Source organism: Pseudomonas sp. PAGU 2196, from assembly GCF_022179005.1.
Taxonomy (GTDB): Bacteria; Pseudomonadota; Gammaproteobacteria; order Pseudomonadales; family Pseudomonadaceae; genus Aquipseudomonas; species Aquipseudomonas kermanshahensis.
In genome coordinates this window covers 86,391-111,214 of sequence record NZ_BNTL01000004.1, presented here as the reverse complement: position 1 = coordinate 111,214, position 24,824 = coordinate 86,391, and the positions used below count along the sequence as shown (strand labels likewise).

Below are 24,824 nucleotides of genomic sequence, written 5' to 3'. Positions count from 1 at the left end.
CAGGTCGTCGGCCAGCGCCAGGCAGGGGCCGAACAGGGCCAGCCCCAGGCACCAGCGGCGCGGCGTCGCCGACAGCCATTTCACACACGGTTTCCGACCATTGCCGGGTCCTCCCTGGCCCCTGCCCTTCATTCAGCCGCAGGCTCATTGACCTTGGCGGATGGCATCCGCCACGTTCTGGCCATTGACCCGCCCTTTCAGCACACTGCCGGCGCTCGGCGCCAGCGGCGCCGGCCAACGCATGCTGGCACCGGGCAATACATAGCCCAGCAGGCCTTCGGCCAACGGTTTGCTCTGGCTGCCTTGCTGCACCACCACATCGGTCAGGCGCGCATGCACCGGGCCGGTGTTGCGCAGCTCGACGTAGGGTTTGCCCTGCACGGTCACTGCGTGCCAGCTCAATTGCGGCTTGCCCACCCCTTCGGCATTACGTTTGCCTTCAGGGTCGGCCTTGCCCCACAACCCTTCGCCGTAGACGAACAGCGGCACCGAATAACGCATCTGCAGGCGGATCGCGGCCGTAGCGCCCTGGCTGGCGTTGTCTGCCGGGACTGCTGGGGGGATTTCGTCGATGATGATGCGATAGGCCTGCTCTTGGCCGGCGGGCGAACTGCCGGTACGGGTCAGGCGGATCAACTGCTTTTGCCCCGGGGCGATATTGGCCACGGGCGGGCTGCCAATGATGTCGCGCTGTGCCTGAAACTGCTCCTGGTAATCACCCTGGCGCCAGGCGAACACCCGCACCTGCAGGTTCGCCGGCGCAGTGCCGCGGTTTTCCAGCCACAGTGCGCCGGCCTTCTGGTCAGCCTCCAGCACCGGGTCAATCGGCCAGATCAGCACCGAGGTGGCTGCCCCCGCCGGCAGGCTTGCCAGCAGCGATAACCCGATCAAACCACGCGCCCACTTCGCGCCTGCCCACATGCCACTCTCCTTAGACTGCTGTCATGGGTGCTGGCCGTTTCACCAGGTCACCGTCACTTGCACTACATCGGTGTAGGTCCCTGCCGGCAGCGTGCCGGTCAACTGGGTTCTGCCGTACACCGGCAATTTGATGGACGTGGGGTCGGTGTAACTGACCGCCACACTCTGGCCAATGCCGAAGGCTTGGCTGTACGCCGCGTCGCGGTACAACTGGTAGGCCAACACTTGCGTGCCGCCCGTACGCTTGAGGTTGCGAGTGCCACTGGCGTTGTTCTGGCCGCCGTCCAGGCTCATGTTCAGGGTTACCCCGGGTGTGCACTGAAACGTCACGCTGGCGCCCCCCAGCGAGGTGCTCAGGGTGCCACTGGCCAGCGCCGACTGGGTGCCGAAGTCGAGCGTCCCATAGTTGCTCACACCACCGACCACCAGGCAACCGGCGACGATCTGCGCATTCACCTGGAACGTGCTGGTGGGCACCGCCCCCAGGGGCGTGGCCAGCAGCACACTGATACCCGTGATGCCACTTGCCAGCCAACCGCGCATGGCTCAGAAGGTCAGCTCGACGGCCACCGTGTCGGTGTACACCCCCGCTGGCAGGCCCGCCTTGCCGCGTGCCTGGCCATACAGGTTGACGGTCTGGGCCACGCCGGTACTGGTCGGCAAGGTGATGGTGGCGTCAATGACCAGAACCTGGGTGCGCCCGGTATCGGTGTAGAAGTCGTAGGGCACGAAGTTGCCGGCGCCATCGGCGAGTGCACGCGTGCCGCCGCTGGACTGGCCATCGTGGCTACCGGCCCGCACGCGGATCGCCGGGATGCTGCCCGCCGAACACAGGATGCTCAGGGCGCTACCCGTGCCGCCAAGCACCTGGGCGTTGGCAGTACCGAACAGGGCATCCTGGGTGCCGAAGTTGAGGGTACCGAAGTTCAACCCTGAGCTCGCGGAACTGCCATTGACCTGGCAGGCCGCGATCAGTGTCAGCGTCGAGGTGATGTTACCGGTCACCGAGGCGGCCTGGGCCTGGGAAGCCAAGGCCAAACCGAGGCCGGCGAGGATGCAGCGGGTGAGGTTCGTGCGCATCGGAGTCTCCTTGCGTGGTTACCAGTCCAGGGTCACTCTCAGGGTGTCGCGGTACAGCCCGGCAGGCAGCGCGCGCGGTTGCGCCACTACCACGCCGTAGATCGGAATCGGTATCTGCTGAGTGCTGCTGATGGTGAAGGCGCGGGCCTGGCCGATGCCGTAGCGGCTGTTGCCACCCGGGTCCACCGCCAGTTGATAAGGGATCAGTTCACGGCCGTTGCTCAGGCGCCGTACGCCGTCATTGCCATTCAGGCCGCCGTTGATCCGCACGTTGAAGGCCCTGACCTCGGGCGTGCAACTGATCTGCAAGCTGCCCTCGCCGGCCACTTCGTCGACCCGGCTGCGCAGTGGCTGGTCCCAATTCGGGCCACGCTCACCGAAGTCCATCAGGCCAGGGTTGCCCAGGGTTGCAGGCTGGTCGGTGCCGCTGCTGATCTGGCAGGCCGCACTGATCACCAGCCGCGCCTGGATGAACCCGGTCGTGGTCCCATGGGCCGCGCCACCGGGCAACAGCAGCGGGCCGAGGGTAAGCAGCAGGATCGAGGTGCGGTTCATGGCGTCGCATCCTTGTGCATGGTGGCGTCCTTACCAGGTGACCGTGATCTTGAGCAGGTCGCCATACAGGCCTGCCTGTGGTACCCAGGCCAGTTTGTCGATGCGGGCATAGAGCGGCAGTTCGATCGAACCGCTGCTCGGCACCCGCGCCGAGTGCGCGACATCGACCGCCAACGGCTCGCGCCAGGCGGGGTCGCGGTACAAGCGATAAGGAATAGGCCGGGCCTTGCTGTCGTCGTTGGCCAGAAAGCGCAGTTCACCTGCGCCACCGTGCTGGCCGCCATCGACCCGCACCTGATAGGGCGTGTCGGGGTTGCATTCCAGGCGTGGCGGCCGCTGGCTGTGCAGTACACCGCTCAAGGGCGCGCCTGGGCCATCGAGCCGCGCGGCACTGCCCAGGTCGATCAGGCCCAGCGCTTGTGCCCCGGCATCTCGCGTCTGGTTGACCAGCATGCAGCCTCGCTGCACCAGGACCCGCACTTCAACGAGAAAGTCCGTCGCTACGGCACTGCCGCTCAACAACAGGCCAAACAACGCGGCCAAAAAGCGTTCCGTCACTTTATAATCCTTATCGCTGTGTGCTGACGCTTTGCATTGAAGCTGTGTACCCATTGGAGCGTAGCAGCGGGGTGCAATAGCAGTGATGGCTTCAAGCCATTTTTTTGTATTAGCGATAAAGCGATAGCGGGCGTTCGCGGCCACCGCGAAAAAATCTTCGATGCCACCGAACCCCTCGTCGCACAGTGCCTCCAATGGCCATGAGCCGGCAAATCAGCCGACATTCTGGTACGGTGCATGTCAACCATCGTCCTGCACCAGACACGTGACCGCTGTATGGGCGGGCATGACAGGAGCGTTTTCATTGATAACTGCAGACAACCCCCTCGCTGAGGCCGTAGAGCGCTGTGCCCAGGAGCCGATCCAGGTGCCGGGCAGCATCCAGCCCCACGGGTTTCTGCTGGTGCTGGACGAGACCGACCTGCACATCCTCCAGGCCAGCGAAAACGCCGAGCACTGGCTAGGCCTGCCCGCCAGGGAGCTGCTGGGCTGCGCCTTGGCCGAGCTGGTCGGTGACGGCTTCGATATGCGCGCGCACCTTGCACGCCTGCCCGACGACGAGGCCTTTCCGTTCCATATCGGCGACGTGTGCCTGCGCCCGGGTGCGCCCTGGCGCGACAAGCTGCGCGTGCTGGCCCACCGTCACGACCAGGTGCTGATCGTCGAGTTCGAGCCCGTGCGCTTGCCGGCCGACCTGGCTGAGCAAGGTGATTACTACCCACTGGTGCGCAGCTTCGTCGGCAACCTGCACATGGCCGCCAGCCTTGAAGACCTGCTGCAGCAGTCGGTGGAACAGCTTAAGCGCATCACCGGGTTCGGCCGCGTCAAGGCGTACCGGTTCGACAGCGAAGGCAACGGCCAGGTGCTGGCCGAGGTGGCCGACCCCGGCTACCCCAGCTACCTGGGCCTGTGCTTCCCCGCCTCGGACATCCCGCGCCAGGCGCGCGAACTGTATCGGGTCAACCGCATCCGCGTGATCGAAGACGCCAACTACCAGCCCTCCACGCTGGTACCCGCCGCCAACCCCCGCACCGGCAAGGCGCTAGACATGAGTTTCGCCGCGCTGCGCAGCGTGTCGCCGGTGCACCTGCAATACATGCGCAACATGGGCACGCTGGCCTCGATGTCGCTGTCGATCGTGGTCGACGGGCAACTGTGGGGGCTGGTGTCCTGCCACCATGACCAGCCACGCCCGGTGGACCTGCGTACCCGTACCGCCTGTGAGCTGCTGGCCAGCGTGTTGTCGCTGCAGATCGAGTCGCGTGAATCCCACGCCAGCACGCGTACGCTGCTCGACCTGCGCCAGCACATCGTGCGGATGATCTCGTCAATGGCCGATCACGACAGCGTCAGTGAGGGCCTGCGCGACCTGCCCGATGTGCTGCTGGAGTTCGCCGGAGCCAGCGGCGCCGCAGTGATCTCCGCCGACCGTTGTGACCTGATCGGCAAGACGCCACCGCAGGCGCAAGTCACGGCGCTGGTGCACTGGTTGGCCCAGCGCGGTGAGGACACGGTCTTTCACAGCGACAACGTACGCCGCGACATCGACGAGCTGCCTGAACTGGCAGACCATGTCGGCGGTGTGCTGGCAGTGGCCATCTCTCAAATCCACTCGCACTACCTGCTGTGGTTCCGCCCCGAGCAGGTGCGCACGGTCAACTGGGCCGGGCAGCCAAGTAAACAGGTCGGCCCGCAAGGCCAACTCGACCCACGGCACAGCTTTGAACGCTGGCAGGAAGAAGTACGCGGCTTTTGCCAAGCCTGGGACCCGTTGATCGTCGAAGGCGTGGTGGAGCTGCGCACTGCCGTGCTGGGTATCGTCCTGCGCAAGGCCGAAGAGCTGGCACAACTGGCCGGCGAACTGCGCCGCTCGAACAAAGAACTCGAAGCCTTTTCCTACAGCGTGTCCCACGACCTGCGTGCGCCCTTGCGGCACATTGCTGGGTACACCGAGTTGCTCGGCGAAATCGAAGGCCAAGGCCTGAGCGAGCGCGGCCGGCGTTTTCTGCAGCACATAGGCGAAGCCGCGCAGTTCGCTGGCAGCCTGGTGGACAACCTGCTGAATTTCTCGCAAATGGGCCGCTCGGCCCTGCGCCTGTCGGATGTCGACCTCAATGCCCTGGTCGACGCCATACGCGCCGAGCTGGCACCGGACTACCAGGGGCGCGAAATTGTCTGGGACATCGCCCCCCTGCCCAAGGTGATCGCTGACCCGGCGTTCATCAACCTGGCGCTGCAAAACCTGATTGGCAACGCCATCAAATACACCCGCGGTCGCGACCCTGCGCGCATCGAGATCCGCGCCCAGGAGCACACAGACGAGGTCGAGGTGTGCATCCGCGATAACGGCGTAGGCTTCGACATGGCCTACGCCAACAAGCTGTTCGGCGTGTTCCAGCGCCTGCACCGCATGGAAGACTTCGAAGGCACCGGGATAGGCCTGGCAAGTGTACGCCGCATCATTGAGCGCCATGACGGCCGTGTCTGGGCCGAAGGCCAGATCGACCAGGGCGCCAGTTTCCATTTCACCCTCCCGCGCCCCGCCGCGACTACATGAGGCCCCTGTACCATCATGCTCAAACCTATCCTGCTGGTAGAAGACAACCCCCGGGACCTGGAGCTGACGCTGCTGGCGCTGGAGCGCAGCCAGTTGGCCAACGAAGTCATCGTGCTGCGTGACGGCGCCGATGCGCTCGACTACCTGTTGCGCCGCAATGCCTATGCCGAACGCGACGGTGGCAACCCCGCCGTGCTGCTGCTGGACCTGAAACTGCCCAAAGTCGATGGCCTGGAAGTGCTCAAGGAAGTTCGCACCACCCCTGACCTGCGCAGCATCCCGACCGTGATGCTGACCTCGTCGCGGGAGGAGCCCGACCTGTTGCGCGCCTACGAATTGGGGGTCAATGCCTACGTGGTCAAGCCCGTGGAATTCAAGGAATTCGTCGCCGCCATCTCCGACCTCGGGGTGTTCTGGGCCGTGCTCAACGAACCGCCACCCGGCTCGCTGCGCCTAAACCGCCGCGGCAGCAACTGAGGCCAACGCGAAGATGCTGCCAACGCCGCTGAAACTCTTGATGGTCGAAGACAGCTCGATGGACGCCGAGCTGACCCTGCTGCGCCTGGAGCGTAGCGGGCTGCACGTTCAGTCGCAGTTGGTGTTCGATCATGTCGGCGTCGAACACGCCCTGCGTGAGAGCCACTACGACCTGATCCTTTGCGACTGTGTGCTGCCCGGCTCGTCCGGTACCGACGTGCTGGCCATCGCCCAGCGCCTGGCGCCAGACACCCCGTTCATCTTCCTCTCCGGCATCTACGGTGAAGAGCACGCGGTGGAGATGATCCGCCTGGGTGCCACCGACTATGTACTGAAAAAAAACCTGCCGCTGCTGCCAAAGGCCGTGCGCCGGGCGTTGACCGAAGTGCAGGAACGCCAGCGTCGGCGCCGCGCCGAAGAAGCGCTGGCGGATGTCGAGGCGCGCGCCCGCATCGCCATCGACGCCGCCGGCATGGGCACCTGGGACCTGCGCCCACAGGAAGGCCTGTTGCTGTGGGACGACCGCTGCAAGACCTTGTTCGGGCTGCCCACCAGCACCGAAATGACCCTGGACGTGTTCTTCGCCGGTATCTACCCCGAAGACCTGGCCATGGTCCGCGACGCCGTGGAGCATGCCATGCGCCCCGAGAGCGGCGGCCACTACCGGGTCGAGTTCCGCATCGCGCAACCCCACGGCCTGGAACCCCGCTGGCTGCTCAGCAGTGGCCAGAGCCAGTTCGTCGATGACCAGTGCGTGCGCTTTTCTGGCGTGCTGCAGGACATTCACACCCAACGCCAGGCCACCCTCGCCCTCAAGCAACTGAACGAGATGCTTGGCGAACGGGTCGAGCGCCGTACCCGTGAACGCGACCGCGCCTGGGAGCTGTCGCAAGACTTGTTGGCGGTGCTGAACAAAGACCTCACACCGGTCGCCCTCAACCCAGCCTGGGAAGCCAGCCTGGGCCTTTCGCGCGAACGCCTGAGCCAGACGTCACTGTTGCACCTGCTGCCCGAGCCCGATCAGGAGCTTTTCCTCACGGAACTGGCCGCCCTCGCCCACGGCCGCACCAGCGCGCGCTTTGTCGGCCGCATCCTGCATGCCGGCGGCCAGCAGCGCTGGCTATCTTGGGTGGTGGTACCCGAAGACACCCTGCTGTATGTGGTGGCCCGCGACATCACCAGCGAGCGTGAGTCCGCCCTGGGGCTGGCCGAGGCCAACACCCGCCTGCGTGAACAAATCACCGAACGCGAGCGTATCGAGGCCGCGCTGCAACAAATGCAGCGTCTGGAAGCGGTCGGCCAGCTGACCGCGGGTGTGGCGCACGACTTCAACAACCTGCTGACGGTGATCCTCACCGGTGCCAGCTTCCTTGAAAGAGACCTCAACAAGGCCGACCTGGACAAAGCGCGTACCCGCCTCACACACATCCGTGAAGCAGGCGAACGCGGTGCAAAGTTGACCTCGCAGTTGCTGGCCTTCTCCCGGCGCCAGCGCCTGGAGCCCGTGCCGCTGAACCTGAACCGGACGCTGGCCGGTCTTGAAGAACTGCTGCGCCGCACCCTGGGCGGTAACGTGTCGGTGCGCCTGGACCTGGACCCGCACCTGTGGCAGGCACTGACCGACCCGACCCAGACCGAGATGATCATCCTCAACCTGGCGATCAATGCCCGCGACGCCATGCCCGACGGCGGCCAACTGACCCTCTACACCCGCAACACCCACATCGAGGCCCGCCCCCAGCGCCCGGAAGACCCAGACCCCGGCGAGTACGTGATGCTGAGCATCCGCGATACCGGCTGCGGCATGAGCGAAGACGTGCTGGCCAAAGTGTTCGAGCCGTTTTTCACCACCAAGGACATCGGCAAGGGTTCGGGGCTTGGCCTGGCCCAGGTGTTTGGCTTCGCCAAGCAGTCGGGCGGCGGCGTGCGCATTGACACCGTGCCTGGGCGCGGCACACAGGTGGCGGTGTACCTGCCGGCGGTCAAAGGTGAAGCGCAGAGCGAGCCCGTGATGCCAGAGGTTTCCCAGCCGATCGGTGACAGTGGCCAAAACCACACTGTCTTGCTGGTGGATGACGACCACCTGGTACGCGACATGCTCGGCGATGTGCTGCGCCAGTACGGCTATCAGGTGCGCCAGGCACACAGTGGCGAACAGGCATTGGCATTGCTCGACGACGGCATCGACCTGCTGCTGACCGATTTCGCCATGCCCGAATTCAATGGCGCGCAGTTGGCCCTGGCAGCGCGCGAGCGACACCCGCGTTTACCGGTGGTGTTTCTGACGGGGTATGCGGAGTTGGAAGGGTTGGAACTGCCCGGCAGCCTGGTGATTCAAAAACCGGTGCAGGCCGATGAACTGGCGCGGGTGCTGAGTGAATTGCTGCGGGTCTCGGCGTAGCTTTACAGCACCTGTTGTATGCACGACAACTGTACCTTCTGTATGCACGCTAACTGTAGGAGCAGCCTTGTGCTGCGAAGAGGCCGGCAGCCGCAGCGGACATTCCCTGACTGTCACTGGCCTCTTCGCAGCACAAGGCTGCTCCTACAGTTTGGCGGGCATGCCAGGACTAAAAACCGGAAACGACGAAACCCAGCGCTTATCTGGCTAAGCACCGGGAAGAAATAATGAGTTGAATCAGAAAATGGCAGGGGCGGCTGGATTCGAACCAACGCATGGCAGGATCAAAACCTGCTGCCTTACCGCTTGGCGACGCCCCTGTATCGAGATGCAGCAAACGCTGCTCTGACAATTCCAACTGAGTGACAACTGGGTTGTTGTCTTGGAATGCGCGGCACTTTAACAACATTCTTTCGGCCTGTGAACCCCCTGATGTAAAAAAAATGCTTTAAAACAGCAAGTTAGTCCCTTCCCTCTGCCAATACCCCATCTTGGCAACCATCCGTCGCTTTCCGCCTGCATGGCTTCAACACAATCGCATTTCGCCTTTCCAATCAGATAGGCGCATTCATTGACCAAGGAGGTATCCATGCCTGTCTCACACGACCTTTACCAAGACCTGCATTACCCGCGGGAAATCGTCCAGCAACGTCGCCAGCAAGACAAAGCCCTCGACCGCCTGCTGGACGAGTACATGGACATCGACAACCAGGTGCTGGCCGCCGAATCGATCTCGGCCGGCAACTTCGTCGACGAAGACCTGCGCCACCTCAAGGAGCGCCGCTTGACGGTGAAGTACATGATCGAGCGCCAGCTGGAGCGCAAAGCCTAAGCGGGCGCTCGACCTATCTCGTCAGGCGATCATTGCCCACTGCTTTCTCTATTGGTCAAAATGGCGACCGTCGCGCAAGCTGCGCCCTGCACCGCCATCGACCAAGGAGCTATCGATTTGCCTGCCTGGATCCCTACCCCGCTGCGTCAGCTTGGCCAGCGCCTGCGCGCCAACACTGCCCCTGAAAGCGAACTGCTGGCCTGGTTCGAAGACAAGGCGTGCAGCCGTGGCTACCAGCTCAGCGACGGCCAACGCCGGGTCATCCACAGCATGGCCGAGCAACTGGCGCAGCTGGAACACGGGCAACCGTGCAGCCTGTACCTGCACGGCTCGGTCGGCCGCGGCAAAAGCTGGCTGCTCGACGGGTTTTTCCAGGCTGTGCCGGTAGAGGCCAAACGACGCCTGCACTTCCATGATTTTTTTGCCCGCCTGCACCAGGGCATGCACCGCCACCGCGCGCTGGATGATGCACTGGGCGCTACCTTGGACGAGCTGATTGGCCAGTGCCGGGTGTTGTGCTTCGACGAGTTCCATGTGCATGACATCGGCGATGCCATGCTGCTCACTCGGCTGTTCACCGCGCTGTTCGAGCGTGGGGTTTTCCTGTTGGTAACGTCGAACTATGCACCTGAAGGCCTGCTGCCCAATCCGCTGTACCACGAACGCTTCCTGCCGGTGATCCGCCTGATCAACGGACGCATGCGAGTGCTGGAAGTCGGTGGCGACACCGACTTTCGCAGCCTGCCGGCCAACCGCGAGCATCAGCGTTTTACCCAGGGGCACTATGTGTGGCCGGGCACTGCCGAGCAACGCCAGGCGGTGAACGTACCGGACGCGCAGCCGGCCACATTGGACATCAATAAACGCAGCCTGCGCGTGCTGGCCAGTATCGACCGGCAGGTGATGTTCGCCTTCGACGACCTGTGCGAACAGCCCACCGCGGTGATCGATTACCTGGCACTGGCGGCGCAGTACGATGCGTGGGTCATCGATGGGCTGGACGACCTGTCGGAATGTTCGCTGGCAGCGCAGCAGCGGTTCGTTAACCTGGTGGATGTACTGTATGACCAGGACAAGCAGGTGACAGTGATCGGGCGGCGGCCGCTGGACGAAAGCCTGGGCGGAGCGATTGCCGACCTGATGCGCACCCGCAGCCGCTTGGGGCAGTTGCATCAGGTGGGGCCTGAGTACTTTGTTGGCTGAACTGGCGCATTCGCGGGGCAAGCCCGCTCCCACCGGCATGTCACCGAACCTGAAAGCCCTGGGCTTCCTGTGGGAGCGGGCTTGCCCCGCGAATGGGCCATCACTACCACCGAATCAACCCGCCCGTGGCAGGTCCGCCAACACCGCCTCGATCTCCCCTAATACCGCCGGATCATCCAAGGTCGACGGCGGCACATAATCCTGCCCATCGGCAATCTTGCGCAGCACCGCCCGCAAAATTTTCCCCGACCGGGTCTTGGGCAGCCGCTTGACCAATCGCACCCGGTTGAAACACGCCAGCGCACCGATTTCTTCGCGCACACTGCCAACCAGGTCCACCAGCAACTGCGATTCGGCAATGCCCTCGCCATCTTTCAGCACCACCAGCGCCAACGGCACCTGACCCTTGATATCGTCATGCACGCCGATCACCGCGCACTCGGCCACGGCCGGGTGACGCGCCACCAGGTCCTCCATTTCACCGGTGGACAGGCGATGCCCAGAGACGTTGATCACGTCGTCCGTGCGCCCCATGATGTAGACGAAGCCGTCATCGTCCAGGTAGCCGCCATCGCCCGTGTGGTAGTAGCCCGGGTAAGTGCGCAGGTACGCTTGCAGGTAGCGCTCGTGATCGCCCCACAGCGTCTGGCTGCACCCAGGCGGCAACGGCAGCGCGATCACAATCGACCCCTGGTGGTTCGGCCCCAGCACATGGCCGTCATCGTCCAGGACACGCACGTGGTAACCCGGCACCGCGCGGTTGCTCGACCCTGCACGTGCCGCGCTGCCCTCCAGCCCAACGCAGGGCGCGGTGACCGGCCAGCCGGTCTCGGTTTGCCACCAATGGTCGTGCACAGGTTTGCCAGTGACCCGCTCCAACCATTCGTGGGTGCTTGAATCAAGTTTTTCCCCGGCCAGGAACAACTGGCGCAGCGAGCTCAGATCGTGCCCTTTGATCAGCGCACCGTCCGGGTCTTCCTTGCGAATGGCGCGCATGGCGGTCGGCGCACAGAACAACGCGTTGACCTTGTATTGCTCGACCACGCGCCAGTAGGCTGAGGCGTCCGGGGTGCGGATCGGCTTGCCCTCGTAGAACACCGTGGTGCAGCCGCTCATCAACGGCCCGTAAACGATCAGCGAATGGCCCACCACCCAACCCACGTCAGAAATACCCCACCACACATCGCCCGCCTGCATGCCGTAGATGTGGCGCATGGCATAGCACAGCGCAACCGCGTTGCCGCCGTTTTCACGCACGATGCCCTTGGGCTTTCCAGTGGTGCCGGAGGTGTACATGATGTACAGCGGGTCACCGGCGTCCAGCTCGACAGGGGCCACCGGCTCGGCCGTTGCCAACGCCTGCTGCCAGTCTAGGTCGCGGCCGGGCTGCAATTGGGCGGTGGCCTGGGGGCGTTGCAGGACCAGCACGTTGCGCGGCTGGTGACGGGCCAACTGCAGGGCACGATCGACCAGCGGCTTGTATTCGATTACCCGGTCGAACTCCAGGCCACAGGACGCCGTCAGCAGCAACGTGGGCCGGGCATCATCGATGCGCAAGGCCAGCTCGTTGGCGGCAAAACCGCCGAACACCACCGAATGCACTGCACCAATCCGCGCGCACGCCAGCATGGCCATGGCCGCCTGCGGCACCATGGGCATGTAGATGATCACCCCATCGCCCTTGCCGACCCCCAACTGGCGCAGCAAACCGGCCAGGCGTGCCACCTCGTCGCGTAGCTGGCGGTAGGTATACGTCTGTTGCGTACCGGTCACCGGCGAGTCGTAGATCAGCGCCAACTGCTCGCCACGGCCTTGTTCGATCTGATGGTCGAGTGCCAGGTGGCAGCTGTTCAGGCGGCCGTCGGCAAACCAGCGGTGGGTGCCGTCTGGGTTTTCCTGCAGGGTCAGGGAAGGCTTGCGGTGCCAGGCCAGGTGCGCGGCTTGCTCGGCCCAGAAAACGGCAGGGTCGGCGATGGAATGGGCGTAGCTGTGCTGATAGCTCATGTCGAAGGGAACCCGGTACTTGTTGTTATTGAAGGGCGAAACTTGAGTATGGACCGCCACGCCGGGCGCGCCATGGGACTAAAGTCACAACCGACCTGCAAATTTGCAGACAACACGAATACGCCCCATAACGGTGCAAAGCCTCTAGAATAGGCCGCCCCTTTTAGCCACCGAGCAGCCCATGGACATTGATCAGGCCCGTACCTTTCTGGAAATCGTGCGCTGCGGCAGCCTGGTCGCCGCCGCCGAACGCCTGTTCGTGTCACAAACGGCGATCACGGCGCGGGTCCAGCGCCTTGAGCAGCAACTGGGCTGCCAGTTGTTCGTGCGCAGCCGCAACGGCGCCAGCCTGACCAGCGATGGTGAGGCCTTCGTCAGCTATGCCAACCAGCTGGTGCAGACCTGGGAAGCGGCGCGCCGCGACCTGCCGCTGCCCGAAGGTTGTCAGCAGGTACTGCATGTGGGCGGCGAAGTGAGCCTGGGCAACCCGATGATGCTCGATTGGGTCAGTGCGCTGCACCGCGAACTGCCCAGCCATGCCATCCGCAGCGAAGTGAGCGACGGCGAATCGCTGCTGCGCAAGGTCGAAATGGGCCTGCTGGACGCCGCGCTGGTCTATCAGCCGACCTACGGGCCAGGCCTGCAAGTCGAGCAGTTGATGGAAGAGAAGCTGATCCGCGTGCGCCGGGTCGATCAGCCTGAACCGTACATCTACATCGACTGGGGCGAGGCGTTCCGCCGCCAACACGACGCCGCCCTGCCCGACTGCGCGCGCCCGGCACTGAGTTTCAACCTCGGGCCGCTGGCCCTGCAGTTCATCCTCGACCAGGGCGGCAGTGGCTACTTCCGTACCCGCGTGGTGCAGGCTTACCTGGACAGCGGCGTGTTCGAGCGCGTGCCGCAGGCGCCGGAGTTCACCTACCCGACGTTTCTGGTGTACCCGCGCAAGCGCGACAGCGAAGCGCTGCAACAGGCCTTCGCGATACTTCGCCAGCTGGTGGCTGCCGGCGCCAGCGATTGGTCACAGCGCTGGGACCCGGTTATCTGAGGCACTGCCGGCGGCGCTCAGCAATTGCCGCTTGAGGCCGGCGATCAGGTCGGTCTGGGTGACCACCCCGACCAGCTGGCCATTGTCGAGCACCGGCAGGCAGTGCAGCCCTTGCTCGCACAACAAGGGCAGCAGGCGTTCCAGCGGGTGCTGGCTGCTGACACTGACCACCCGCCGGCTCATCACCTGCTCCATGCGCACTGCCTTGCGCCCGAACAGGCCGCGCCAGCGGAACCGCCCGCGTTGCATGGCCGGCCCTACCAGGTCACTTAAGCTGACGATGCCGACCAGCTTGCCGTGCTGCAGCACCGGCAGTGTTTTCAGGTGGTGGCTGGCCAGCAGCTTCCACGCCTGCTCCAGGGTGGTGTCCGGTGACGCGAACTGCACATCGCGCGACATCACGGAGGCTGCAGTGATACCGCCCAGGCTGCGCTGCAAGGCATGCTGTTCGGTGGCGAGGATAATGCGCTCCAGCTCGTCCCGGGTGACATCGACGAACTCGCCCAGCTCTTCAAGGGCCTGGTCCAGGTCGGCGCCGCTGACCCCGACACGCTCGCTGGGCAGCGGATCGTGGGTGTGATGCAGCTCTTTGCGTGAGGCCGTGCCTTTGGGGTAACGCACGCCAGTCAGGCGGTTGTAGACCACTGCCACTGCCACCAGAATCAGCGCATTGAGCAGCACCGGCTCCAGCAGGTGATCCCCCAGGCCGGCCAGGCCGGGGTCGGCCAGCACCGCACTGACCGCCACACCGCCGCCCGGCGGGTGCAGGCAGCGCAACAGGCACATCACCAGTACCGAGAGCGCCAGGGCAGCAGCCGCCACCCAAAGTTCGGGCCCGAAACCCTGGCGCATGGCCAGGCCGACGGCGCCCGCCAGGGCGTAACTGCCCAGCACGGGCCAGGGCTGGGCCAAAGGCCCGGAATGCACGGCAAATACCAACACGGCCGAGGCGGCCAAAGGGCCCAGAAGGTGCAAAGCGATGCCAGGGCCATAGGCCATGCTGGTCAGCCAGCCGGCCAGGAACAAGCCAAGCAAGGCGCCAACACCTGCGCGCAGCCATTCTTTGGGGGGGATATTCAGGGGTGCGGGTAACAGCCGCTGCAGACGACTTTCGGAACGCGAGGCAGGCATGTGAATAATCGAAATCGTAGTTTTTCTGATTAAAAAGAAAGCCCAGCCGCGCTGGCCTGGGCCCTGTATTGCCAGAGCAATAGCGCAAGGGGCTCCGTCCGTGGAGAGATGGAAACTGGGAAGTTTCGTGCGGGGATTGTGCCGGGTGGGATTGGCGAGGGCCAATTCAAAAAAATGCGCCTGTACTGCAATTTTTTTGCAGTGGTGATCTGCTCACAGGCCCGTTGCGGCAATGCTGTGGGAGCGGCCTTGCGTCGCGAAAGGGGCGCGAAGCGGCCCCAGCATTATCTAACCCTGCGCGGCAAGTCGATGCTGACCCGCAACCCGCCCAACGGGCTCTGAAGCAGCGCCAGCCGCCCGCCCCAGGCCTCGACGATATCGCGCACGATGCCCAGCCCCAGGCCATGCCCATCGACCTGCTCATCCAGCCGCGAGCCCCGCTCCAGCACCTGCAGGCGCTGGCTTTCTGGAATACCTGGGCCATCATCGTCGACCCACAGCCGGTAACCGCCGTCGCTCGGTGCAATGCCCAGGCGCACTTCGCAATCTGCCCATTTGCAAGCGTTGTCCAGCAGGTTGCCCAGCAACTCCAGAACGTCCTCGCGGTCCCACGGCAACAGCAGACCCGGCGGTACGTCCCGCTCAAGCAAAAGGCCTTCGCCGTGGATCATGCCCAAGGTGCCCAACAGCCCCGGCAATTCGGCATCGCAGTCGAACTGGGCACCGGGCAAAGCGTCACCCGCCAGGCGAGCGCGGTTGAGTTCGCGGGCCAGGCGCTGCTGAATGTGCTCAAGCTGCGCGCGCATTTGCTCGCGCACGTCGGGCAGGCTCTCCAAGCGCGCGCTGGACGCCAGGCTCAGCAAGACCGCCAACGGCGTCTTCAGCGCATGGCCAAGGTTGCCCAGGGCATTGCGCGAGCGCCGCAAGCTGTCTTCGGTGTGGCTCAGCAAGTGGTTGATCTGCCCCACCAGCGGCGCCAGCTCGACAGGCACTTCGGCATCCAGTTGCGAGCGCTGCCCTTGTTGCAGCTGGGCGATCTGCTGGCGGGCACGCTCCAGCGGGCGCAATGAGCGCTTAACCGTGACGCGCTGGAGCACCAACACCAGTATCAACGCCACCAGCCCCATGCCCAGGCCGATCTGCTGCATGCGCCGGAAGCCTTCACGCACCGGTGAGTAATCCTGCGCCACGCTGATCGAGATGTCCTGGCCTAGACGGCGATAGTCAGCACGCAGCGCCAGCAACTGCTGCCCCTCTGGGCCCAGCTCGTGGCTATCGGAAAGCCCAGGGGCGGAGGGCTTGGGCATGTCCAGGTCCCACAGCGAACGCGAGCGCCAAGTGCCGTTGTCAAAATCGATGCGAAAGTAATACCCGGAAAACGGCCGCTGATAGGCCGCAGAAATGCGCCGCTCATCCAACTGCAAACCTGAAGGCCCCCGCACCAAGGCCACCAGCAGGTTCTCGCTTTCCTTGCGCAAACCGTTTTCCAGGTAGCGCTGCAGGCCCGCCTCGAACAGCCACAGAGTGAGTTGCGCCAGCACCACACCCACCACCACCAGCACGGCCACCAGACCCAGGCTCAGCCGCGCCTGAATCGACTTCACGCGACGCTCCCGGCGTAGATATAGCCTTGCCCGCGGCGCGTCTCGATCACACTGCGGCCCAACTTGCGGCGCAGGTGGTTGACGTGCACTTCAAGGACATTGGAATCGCGCTCGGTCTCGCCATCGTAAAGGTGCTCGGCCAGGTGGCTCTTGGACAGGATCTGCTGCGGGTGCAGCATGAAATAACGCAGCAGCCGAAACTCGGCAGCGGTCAGCTGGATATCGACACCGTCACGGCTCACGCACTGCCGGCTTTCATCCAGGTGCAGCCCGGCGGCTTCCAAGGTGGGCTGGTTGGCCAGGCCACGGGCACGGCGCAGCAACGCCTGGATGCGCAACTGCAACTCTTCGGGGTGGAAGGGTTTGCTCAGGTAGTCGTCGGCACCGGCCTTGAGGCCTTCGATGCGCTCGGCCCAGGAGCCGCGGGCGGTCAGCACCAGCACTGGCGTGGCCAGGCCAGCGGCACGCCACTGGGCCAGCACGTCGAGCCCCGGCAAGCCTGGCAAGCCCAGGTCCAGGATAATCAGGTCGTAGGGTTCGCTTTGGCCCTGGTACACCGCATCGCGGCCATCGGCCAGCCAGTCAACGGCGTAGCCCTGGCGCTGCAGGCCGGCGATCAGTTCATCGGCCAGCGGGACATTGTCCTCGACAAGCAACAGGCGCATTCAGTCGTCTTCCTCGTCTTTGAGCAGGGCACCGGTACTGGCGTCTAGCTTGATTTCGCGGACCACACCTTCGGCAGTCAGCAACTCGACTTCGTATTCGTAGCGATCGTCGTCCTCTTCCAGCTCGGCCTCCAGCAAACGCGCCCCGGGGTAACGCCCCAGGGCGGTTTCCAGCAGCTGCTCGAGCGGCAGGATGACGCCCTTCTGGCGCAACGCCAGGGCCTCGTCCTGATCCAGATCACGGGCAGCCGCCAGGGAGCAGACAGCCAGCAGCGAAAGCGCCAGGTATCGCGCCGGCCGCGGTAAGGGGATCATCAGTTGTCTCGTGCGTCCTTGAGTACTTCACCGGTCTTGGCATCCAGGTCGACGTCCCACTCGACGTTCTGTGCGTCGCGCAGCTCGACCTTGTAGATGTAGCGGCCGTATTCGTCTTCAAGTTCCGAGTCGGTGACCGTGGCGCCTGGGTGCTTGGCCATGGCGGTGGCTTTCAGCTCATCCAGCGACTTGATGGTCTTGGCGTTGACCAGTTTGACCACTTCGTCAGGCTGAACGTCCTTGGCGAAAGCGGCATTGGCGCCCAGGGCAAGGGCGGCGGCGGTGAACAGGGCAGTCAAGGTTTTCATCGTGTCTTCTCTCCTGAGAGATGTTCAAGTTGTCTACGGGGTTAAGATTACCCAGCGGTCCTTAATTCAACCTGAAAACAGCTGGCGCCATGATAAACTGCGCGCATTCTTGATTCATACAGAGTTCTGACAGCGTGGAAATTTTCAAAGAGTTCACATTCGAATCGGCCCACCGCCTGCCGCACGTCCCTGCCGGGCACAAGTGTGGTCGCCTGCATGGTCACTCGTTCAAGGTCGGCCTGCACCTGACCGGCCCACTTGACCCGCACACCGGGTGGATTCGTGATTTTTCCGAGATCAAGGCGATCTTCAAGCCGATCTACGAACAGCTGGACCACAACTACCTGAATGACATTCCAGGCCTTGAAAACCCCACCAGCGAAGTGATCGCCAAGTGGATCTGGGAGCAGGTCAAGCCGTTGCTGCCAGAGCTGTCGAAGGTGCGCATTCACGAGACCTGCACCAGCGGGTGCGAATATACCGGCGACTGAGCCGAGAAGTTTTCCGGCCTCTTCGCGGGGCAAGGCCGCTCCCACACGTGCCCCGCAAATTCTGAATAGTGTGGGGCACTTGTGGGAGCGGGCTTGCCCCGCGAAGAGGCCAGTGAAATCTCAGCCGTTCCCATTCTCCAGGGCATCGCGCAAGAAGCTCGGGGCGATATACCGCTGGTAATGCGCCTCGGACAGTAGAAAGAACTCGCGGTCGATGGCGTCGCGCAGTTGCGGCAACTCCCAACCTCGAAACTCCGGCAGCAATACCATGCCGTAAGCCTCCAGATCACGGATCATCCGGGCCCCACGGGCGATCAACTGGTAGGCCCAGCAATATTCCGACTGTTGCTCGACGAAACGGATGGAGCGCTGCTCCAACTGCAGGCGCAGCAGACTTTTGTCGAAGACTTCCAGCTTGGCCATCATCACCTGCACCAGCAATTGCTCCAGACGCAGCCACACGGCACGCTTCTGCGCATCGTCGTAGCCGTTCCAGTTGATCACTTCGTGGTGAAAACGCTTGCAGCCACGGCATACCGTGTCTCCGTACACCGTGGAGCACAGGCCGACGCAAGGTGTCTTGATGGACTTGTTGGACATGAAAAACAACGGCTTGGCGGTGGAACACGGGCCCATGTTAGCCCTTTGTCTAACCAGGGTCACTCGTTAAAGTCATCTTCGCCGCCTTACCTTCAGGCTTTTTTTGCCGTAGAATCATCCGGCCTTTTCAAGGCAACAATGTCCGTTGGAAGCTGTTTTCAAAGCGTCACGAGCACAGTTAATCCGGTAGAACGGCGTTGGCCCGGGCCATGCACCCTCGCATGCCCGTGCCAGCCCTCATCAGCTCCCCGTTCTGCAGGCGTAAAACTTTGAAAGCAGCTTCTGTAAGGATTCTCTGCGACCCTGGCTGGGCGGCCCAAGAAGCCGTCATTGCGCATGGGTGCAGGGAATGCTGGATGAGCGTCCCGGACTCCCTTTAGGGACCACTGATGAGGGTAATAACTGTGCTTGAAGCCTACCGCAAACACATCGAAGAGCGTGCCGCCCTGGGTATCGTGCCCCAGCCGCTGAACGCCGAACAAACTGCAGGCCTGGTCGAGCTGCTGAAAAACCCGCCGGCCGGCGAAGAAGCCTTCCTCGTAGACCTGATCACCAACCGTGTACCGCCAGGGGTCGACGAAGCTGCCTATGTCAAGGCTGCCTTCCTGTCCGCCGTGGCCAAGGGCGAAACCAAATCCCCGCTGATCGACCGCAAGCTCGCCACCGAGCTGCTGGGCACCATGCAGGGCGGCTACAACATCGAAACGCTGGTCGCGCTGCTGGATGACGCCGAACTGGGCGCCGTCGCGGCCGAAAAGCTCAAGCACACCCTGCTGATGTTCGATGCCTTCCACGACGTGGCCGAAAAAGCCAAGGCGGGCAACGTCCACGCCAAGGCCGTGCTCGAGTCCTGGGCTGCCGGCGAGTGGTTCACCTCGCGTCCGGCCATCGCCGACAAGTACACCCTGACCGTGTTCAAGGTGCCTGGCGAAACCAACACCGACGACCTGTCTCCTGCCCCGGACGCCTGGTCGCGCCCTGACATCCCGCTGCACGCCCTGGCCATGCTGAAAATGGCCCGTGACGGCATCGAGCCACAGCAGCCAGGTTCGGTCGGCCCTCTGGCCCAGATCGAAGCGGTCAAGGCCAAAGGCTTCCCAGTTGCCTACGTGGGTGACGTGGTCGGTACCGGCTCTTCGCGTAAATCCGCCACCAACTCGGTGCTGTGGTTCTTCGGTGACGACATTCCGTACGTGCCGAACAAGCGCGCCGGTGGCTTCTGCTTCGGCACCAAGATCGCCCCGATCTTCTACAACACCATGGAAGACGCCGGCGCCCTGCCGATCGAGTTCGACTGCACCAACCTGGCCATGGGCGACGTCATCGACGTCTACCCGTTCAAAGGTGAAGTGCGCCGTCACGGCAGCGACGAACTGGTCACCAACTTCGAGCTGAAAACCGAAGTGCTGCTGGACGAAGTCCGCGCAGGTGGTCGTATCCCGCTGATCGTTGGCCGTGGCCTGACCGATAAAGCCCGCGCCGAGCTGGGCCTGGGCCCTGTCGACCTGTTCAAGAAACCGGAACAGCCTGCCGCTTCGACCAAGGGCTTCACCCTGGCGCAGAAGATGGTCGGCCGTGCGTGCGGCCTGCCAGAAGGCCAGGGCGTGCGCCCAGGTGCCTACTGCGAGCCGAAGATGACCACCGTCGGTTCCCAGGACACCACTGGCCCGATGACCCGCGACGAGCTGAAAGACCTGGCGTGCCTGGGCTTCTCCGCTGACCTGGTCATGCAGTCGTTCTGCCACACTGCCGCCTATCCGAAGCCGATCGACGTCACCACCCACCACACTCTGCCAGACTTCATCCGCACCCGTGGCGGCGTGTCGCTGCGCCCAGGCGACGGCATCATCCACAGCTGGCTGAACCGCATGCTGATGCCTGACACCGTCGGCACCGGTGGCGACTCGCACACCCGCTTCCCGATCGGCATCTCGTTCCCGGCCGGTTCCGGCCTGGTGGCCTTCGCTGCCGCCACCGGCGTCATGCCGCTGGACATGCCAGAGTCGATCCTGGTGCGTTTCAAGGGCAAGCTGCAACCTGGCATCACCCTGCGTGACCTGGTTCATGCCATCCCTTACTACGCCATCCAGAAGGGCCTGCTGACCGTCGAGAAGAAGGGCAAGAAAAACGCCTTCTCCGGCCGCATCCTGGAAATCGAAGGCCTGGACGAACTGACCGTCGAGCAAGCGTTCGAACTGTCCGACGCCTCGGCAGAACGTTCGGCTGCCGGTTGCACCATCAAGCTGCCAGAAAAGGCCATCGCCGAGTACCTGACTTCCAACATCACCCTGCTGCGCTGGATGATCGGCGAAGGCTACGGCGATGCCCGCACCCTGGAGCGTCGCGCCCAGGCCATGGAAGCCTGGCTGGCCAAGCCTGAGCTGCTGTCGGCCGACGCCGATGCCGAATACGCCGAAATCATCGAAATCGACCTGGCCGACGTCAAAGAGCCTGTGCTCTGCGCGCCGAACGACCCGGACGATGCCCGCCTGCTGTCTTCGGTACAGGGCGAGAAAATCGACGAAGTGTTCATCGGTTCGTGCATGACCAACATCGGCCACTTCCGCGCAGCCGGCAAGCTGCTGGAGAAGGTCAAGGGTGGCATTCCGACCCGTCTGTGGCTGGCTCCGCCAACCAAGATGGACGCTCACCAGCTGACCGAAGAAGGCTACTACGGTATCTACGGCAAAGCCGGTGCGCGCATGGAAATGCCAGGCTGCTCGCTGTGCATGGGTAACCAGGCACGTGTGCAGACCGGTTCGACCGTGGTTTCTACCTCGACCCGTAACTTCCCGAACCGTCTGGGCGACGCCACCAACGTGTACCTGGCATCGGCCGAGCTGGCTGCTGTCGCTTCGATCATCGGCAAACTGCCGACTGTCGAAGAGTACATGCAGTACGCGCAGGACATCGACAGCATGGCTGCCGACGTCTACCGCTACCTGAGCTTCGACCAGATCGCCGAGTTCCGCGAGGCTGCGGCCAACGCCAAGATCCCGGTTGTTCAGGCGTAATCAGCAGTAAGCTGTAAGAAAAAACCCCGGCAGAAATGCCGGGGTTTTTTATTGCCCTCTCGGGCCTCTTCGCGGGGCAAGCCCGCTCCCACGGGTTTGGACTGTCCCCAAGAAGTTGGACACCCATCCAATTTTCTGGGGGCAGTCAAGGTTTGCTCGGCCCCTGTGGGAGCGGGCTTGCCCCGCGAAGAGGAGCGCACTGGCAACCTCAAATCACGAACAAATCCACAAACCTGTGCACCGCCGTCGCTTCCAGCTTTTGCTGATCCTCGCACAGCTCGAAAATCGCCTCACACCGCTGCCGCGCAAACCGCGTCGCCAGGTTCTCCCTGAACTTCGCCTCCAGCAACGGTATGCCCTCCCCACGCCGACGCCTGTGCCCGACCGGGTACTCCACCACGACCTGCTCGGTGCTGCTGCCATCCTTGAAAAACACCTGCAAGCCGTTGGCGATCGAACGCTTGTCAGCCTCCAGGTATTCACGGGTGAAGCGCGGGTCCTCGACCACCTCCATCTTGTCGCGCAAGCGGTCGATACTCGGGTGGGCAGCGTGGAAGACATCCTCGTAATGCTCGGCCACCAGATGGCCAAAAATCAGCGGCACCGCCACCATGTACTGCAGGCAGTGATCACGGTCAGCGGCATTGGCCAGTGGGCCGACCTTGGAGATGATGCGAATTGCCGACTCCTGCGTGGTAATGACAATACGGTCCACCTCATGCAGGCGATTGCGCACCTGCGGGTGCAGCAGGACGGCGGCTTCACAGGCCGTCTGGGCATGGAACTCGGCCGGGAAACTGACTTTGAACAGCACGTTCTCCATCACATAGCTGGCCAAGGGCTGTGGCAGGCGCAGCTCCTGCTGGGCAGAGGGCTTGAGCGCCAGGTCCTTGTTGGTATGACTGAATGACACGTCATAGAAGCCCCATTGCGGCGCCGTGAGCACGCCAGGCACACCCATCTCGCCACGCAGCGCGATATCGGCCAGGCGCACACCCCGGCTGGACGCATCGCCAGCAGCCCAAGACTTGCGCGAGCCTGCGTTGGGTGCATGGCGGTAGGTACGCAGCGCCTGGCCATCGACAAAGGCATGCGACAATGCCGACAGCAGTTGCTCGCGGCTGGCCCCCATCAGCTTGGCGCACACGGCCGTGGAGGCCACCTTGACCAGGATCACGTGGTCCAGGCCCACGCGATTGAACGAATTCTCCAGCGCCAACACGCCCTGGATCTCGTGCGCCATAACCATGGCTTCGAGCACTTCGCGCATCAGCAGTGGGCTTTCACCCTTTGCTACGTGTTTTTGCGACAGGTGATCGGCCACGGCCAGAATGCCGCCGAGGTTGTCTGAAGGGTGCGCCCACTCGGCGGCCAGCCAGGTGTCGTTGTAGTCCAGCCAGCGCACGATGCAGCCGATGTCCCAGGCGGCTTTGACCGGATCGAGGCGGTAGGCGGTGCCGGGCACGCGGGCGCCATTCGGCACCACCGTGCCTTCCACCAACGGGCCGAGGTGTTTGGTGCATTCGGGGAAGCGCAGGGCCAGCAGGCCGCAGCCTAGGGTGTCCATCAGGCAGTTGCGCGCGGTGTCCAGTGCCTCCGGGGATTCGACCCGGTAGGTGAGGACGTAGTTGGCGAGGGTTTGCAGCACCCGGTCGTAGTCCGGGCGCTGGTTAAGGTCCACGTTGGCGCTCATTTGCAGCTCCTGTGATTGTGGGGCTGCCTGGCAGCCCCAGTCATCGAACGCCGAGCGCCAGTGGTGCGTCAGAAGCTATCGCCAGGCACCCTCACCCAGCCTTCCATCAGCACGCGAGCACTGCGGCTCATGATTGCCTTGGTCACCGTCCATTCGCCCTTCACCTGACGCGCTTCGGCGCCAACCCGCAGGGTGCCTGAAGGGTGACCGAACCGTACGGCACTGCGCTCGCGCCCGCCGGCGGCGAGGTTGACCAGCGTGCCTGGGATGGCGGCAGCGGTACCGATAGCGACCGCGGCAGTGCCCATCATCGCGTGGTGCAGCTTGCCCATGGACAATGCACGCACCAACAGGTCGATGTCAGCCGCCGCAACCACCTTGCCACTGGACGCAGTGTAGGTGCTCGGTGGCGCGACGAAGGCCACTTTCGGCGTGTGCTGACGCCCGGCCGCCTGGTCGACATGCTCGATCAGGCCCATGCGCACGGCGCCATAGGCACGGATTGCCTCGAAGCGCAGCAGCGCTTGCGGGTCTCCGTTGATCGCGTCCTGCAGCTCGGCGCCGGTGTAGCCGATATCGCTGGCATTGACGAAGATGGTCGGGATACCCGCATTGATCAGGGTTGCCCTGAACGTGCCAACCCCTGGCACTTCCAGGTCATCTACCAGGTTGCCGGTAGGGAACATCGACCCACCTGCGCCCTCTTCATCGGCAGCTGGGTCCAGGAATTCCAGCTGAACCTCGGCCGCCGGGAAGGTCACGCCGTCGAGCTCGAAATCACCGGTTTCCTGTACTTCACCTTCGGTGATCGGCACATGGGCGATGATGGTCTTGCCGATGTTGGCTTGCCAGATACGTACGGTGGCGATGCCGTTACGCGGCACCCGCGCCGGGTCGACCAGGCCGCTGCTGATGGCGAAGGAACCGACTGCGGCAGACAGGTTGCCGCAGTTACCGCTCCAGTCGACGAAGGCCTTGTCGATGCTGACCTGGCCAAACAGATAGTCGACGTCGTGTTCGGGCTTGATGCTGCGCGAGAGGATCACCGTTTTACTGGTGCTCGAGGTCGCGCCGCCCATGCCATCGATCTGCTTGCCGTAGGGGTCGGGGCTGCCGATCACCCGCAACAGCAGCGCATCGCGGGCTGGGCCTGGGATCTGCGCCGGCTCGGGGAGGTCGTCCAGGCGGAAGAATACGCCTTTGCTGGTACCGCCACGGATGTAGGTGGCGGGGATCTTGATTTGTGGTGCGTGTGCCATTGCTTAAGTGTCCTGTTTGAATATGCAATAACCCTAGGGCCGCTACGCGACCCATTCGCGGGGCTAGCCCGCTCCCACAGGTACAGTGCAAACCGGCAGCGCCACACT

General features: G+C 63.6%; 22 protein-coding genes and 1 tRNA gene. 8 read left to right on the top strand and 15 right to left on the bottom strand.

Annotated elements, in window-relative coordinates; translation table 11 throughout:
• Positions 1-144 precede the first annotated feature (144 nt).
• From MFF34_RS04935 to MFF34_RS04915, 5 genes are read right to left on the bottom strand one after another with little or no spacing between them, the layout of a single operon-like run.
• Entirely contained in the window at positions 145-921 is a 777-nt protein-coding gene (locus MFF34_RS04935; protein ID WP_099429910.1) for a molecular chaperone, read from the bottom strand.
• Positions 922-960: 39 nt separating this feature from the next.
• Positions 961-1,464, bottom strand: coding sequence for a spore coat U domain-containing protein (locus MFF34_RS04930; protein WP_238210685.1), 504 nt, complete (start codon positions 1,462-1,464; stop codon positions 961-963).
• A 3-nt stretch (positions 1,465-1,467) separates the two neighbouring features.
• The gene (locus MFF34_RS04925) at positions 1,468-2,001 is read right to left on the bottom strand and encodes a spore coat protein U domain-containing protein (RefSeq protein ID WP_238210683.1); all 534 of its coding nucleotides are present in this window, start codon (positions 1,999-2,001) and stop codon (positions 1,468-1,470) included.
• Between the two features lie 18 nt (positions 2,002-2,019).
• A complete protein-coding gene (locus MFF34_RS04920; protein WP_099429911.1) occupies positions 2,020-2,556 on the bottom strand; it encodes a spore coat U domain-containing protein in 537 nt (178 codons plus the stop codon).
• Positions 2,557-2,586: 30 nt separating this feature from the next.
• Positions 2,587-3,114, bottom strand: a complete 528-nt coding sequence (locus MFF34_RS04915) for a spore coat U domain-containing protein (protein ID WP_238210681.1) — start codon at positions 3,112-3,114, stop codon at positions 2,587-2,589.
• Positions 3,115-3,421: 307 nt separating this feature from the next.
• Between MFF34_RS04915 and MFF34_RS04910 the strand changes: the two genes are divergently transcribed.
• From MFF34_RS04910 to MFF34_RS04900, 3 genes are read left to right on the top strand one after another with little or no spacing between them, the layout of a single operon-like run.
• Positions 3,422-5,671 carry an ATP-binding protein gene (locus tag MFF34_RS04910; RefSeq protein ID WP_238210800.1) on the top strand — a complete coding sequence of 750 codons (2,250 nt, stop codon included), beginning with the start codon at positions 3,422-3,424 and terminating at the stop codon, positions 5,669-5,671.
• Between the two features lie 15 nt (positions 5,672-5,686).
• Positions 5,687-6,148 carry a response regulator gene (locus tag MFF34_RS04905; RefSeq protein ID WP_027593903.1) on the top strand — a complete coding sequence of 154 codons (462 nt, stop codon included), beginning with the start codon at positions 5,687-5,689 and terminating at the stop codon, positions 6,146-6,148.
• A 13-nt stretch (positions 6,149-6,161) separates the two neighbouring features.
• Positions 6,162-8,549: a hybrid sensor histidine kinase/response regulator gene (locus tag MFF34_RS04900; RefSeq protein WP_238210678.1), complete on the top strand. Its 2,388-nt coding sequence runs from the start codon at positions 6,162-6,164 to the stop codon at positions 8,547-8,549.
• 245 nt (positions 8,550-8,794) lie between these two features.
• On the opposite strand, the gene MFF34_RS04895 is transcribed toward MFF34_RS04900, so the two are convergent.
• Positions 8,795-8,869, bottom strand: a tRNA-Gln gene (locus MFF34_RS04895).
• 269 nt (positions 8,870-9,138) lie between these two features.
• Here MFF34_RS04895 and MFF34_RS04890 point away from each other — a divergent pair.
• Together MFF34_RS04890 and zapE are read left to right on the top strand one after the other, a co-directional pair.
• On the top strand, positions 9,139-9,381 hold the full coding sequence (locus tag MFF34_RS04890; RefSeq protein ID WP_027593905.1) for a hypothetical protein: 243 nt from the start codon (positions 9,139-9,141) through the stop codon (positions 9,379-9,381).
• 117 nt (positions 9,382-9,498) lie between these two features.
• Positions 9,499-10,584, top strand: coding sequence for a cell division protein ZapE (zapE, locus tag MFF34_RS04885; protein ID WP_238210671.1), 1,086 nt, complete (start codon positions 9,499-9,501; stop codon positions 10,582-10,584).
• 114 nt (positions 10,585-10,698) lie between these two features.
• Here the strand turns inward: zapE and MFF34_RS04880 are convergent, their stop codons facing one another.
• The gene (locus MFF34_RS04880; protein WP_238210669.1) at positions 10,699-12,588 is read right to left on the bottom strand and encodes a propionyl-CoA synthetase; all 1,890 of its coding nucleotides are present in this window, start codon (positions 12,586-12,588) and stop codon (positions 10,699-10,701) included.
• A gap of 181 nt (positions 12,589-12,769) precedes the next feature.
• Here MFF34_RS04880 and MFF34_RS04875 point away from each other — a divergent pair, with 181 nt between their 5' ends.
• Positions 12,770-13,636, top strand: a complete 867-nt coding sequence (locus MFF34_RS04875; protein ID WP_238210667.1) for a LysR family transcriptional regulator — start codon at positions 12,770-12,772, stop codon at positions 13,634-13,636.
• Here the strand turns inward: MFF34_RS04875 and MFF34_RS04870 are convergent.
• The 5 genes from MFF34_RS04870 to MFF34_RS04850 form a co-directional block, all read right to left on the bottom strand.
• The gene (locus MFF34_RS04870; protein ID WP_238210658.1) at positions 13,610-14,767 is read right to left on the bottom strand and encodes an HPP family protein; all 1,158 of its coding nucleotides are present in this window, start codon (positions 14,765-14,767) and stop codon (positions 13,610-13,612) included. The two genes, MFF34_RS04875 and MFF34_RS04870, sit on opposite strands and share 27 nt — an antisense overlap.
• A gap of 284 nt (positions 14,768-15,051) precedes the next feature.
• Complete coding sequence (locus MFF34_RS04865) at positions 15,052-16,371, bottom strand: sensor histidine kinase (protein ID WP_238210645.1); 1,320 nt, start codon at positions 16,369-16,371, stop codon at positions 15,052-15,054.
• Positions 16,368-17,036: a response regulator transcription factor gene (locus MFF34_RS04860; RefSeq protein ID WP_027593911.1), complete on the bottom strand. Its 669-nt coding sequence runs from the start codon at positions 17,034-17,036 to the stop codon at positions 16,368-16,370. Before MFF34_RS04860 ends, MFF34_RS04865 begins: the two co-directional genes overlap by 4 nt.
• Positions 17,037-17,351: a PepSY domain-containing protein gene (locus MFF34_RS04855; RefSeq protein ID WP_238210643.1), complete on the bottom strand. Its 315-nt coding sequence runs from the start codon at positions 17,349-17,351 to the stop codon at positions 17,037-17,039. It lies immediately after the preceding gene.
• Complete coding sequence (locus tag MFF34_RS04850; protein ID WP_238210641.1) at positions 17,351-17,659, bottom strand: PepSY domain-containing protein; 309 nt, start codon at positions 17,657-17,659, stop codon at positions 17,351-17,353. The genes MFF34_RS04855 and MFF34_RS04850 overlap by 1 nt, the downstream gene beginning before the upstream one ends.
• 134 nt (positions 17,660-17,793) lie before the next feature.
• Between MFF34_RS04850 and queD the strand changes: the two genes are divergently transcribed.
• Positions 17,794-18,150 (top strand): 6-carboxytetrahydropterin synthase QueD, encoded by a 357-nt coding sequence (queD, locus tag MFF34_RS04845; RefSeq protein WP_033699061.1) that lies wholly within the window; start codon positions 17,794-17,796, stop codon positions 18,148-18,150.
• Between the two features lie 120 nt (positions 18,151-18,270).
• On the opposite strand, the gene MFF34_RS04840 is transcribed toward queD, so the two are convergent.
• On the bottom strand, positions 18,271-18,750 hold the full coding sequence (locus tag MFF34_RS04840) for a DUF1289 domain-containing protein (RefSeq protein ID WP_238210798.1): 480 nt from the start codon (positions 18,748-18,750) through the stop codon (positions 18,271-18,273).
• 404 nt (positions 18,751-19,154) lie between these two features.
• Here MFF34_RS04840 and acnB point away from each other — a divergent pair, with 404 nt between their 5' ends.
• Positions 19,155-21,764, top strand: coding sequence for a bifunctional aconitate hydratase 2/2-methylisocitrate dehydratase (acnB, locus tag MFF34_RS04835; protein WP_099429920.1), 2,610 nt, complete (start codon positions 19,155-19,157; stop codon positions 21,762-21,764).
• A gap of 208 nt (positions 21,765-21,972) precedes the next feature.
• Here acnB and prpD read toward each other — a convergent pair whose 3' ends face one another.
• Positions 21,973-23,457, bottom strand: a complete 1,485-nt coding sequence (gene prpD, locus MFF34_RS04830; protein ID WP_238210630.1) for a 2-methylcitrate dehydratase — start codon at positions 23,455-23,457, stop codon at positions 21,973-21,975.
• A 68-nt stretch (positions 23,458-23,525) separates the two neighbouring features.
• On the bottom strand, positions 23,526-24,716 hold the full coding sequence (gene prpF, locus MFF34_RS04825; RefSeq protein ID WP_238210621.1) for a 2-methylaconitate cis-trans isomerase PrpF: 1,191 nt from the start codon (positions 24,714-24,716) through the stop codon (positions 23,526-23,528).
• Positions 24,717-24,824: the final 108 nt, after the last annotated feature.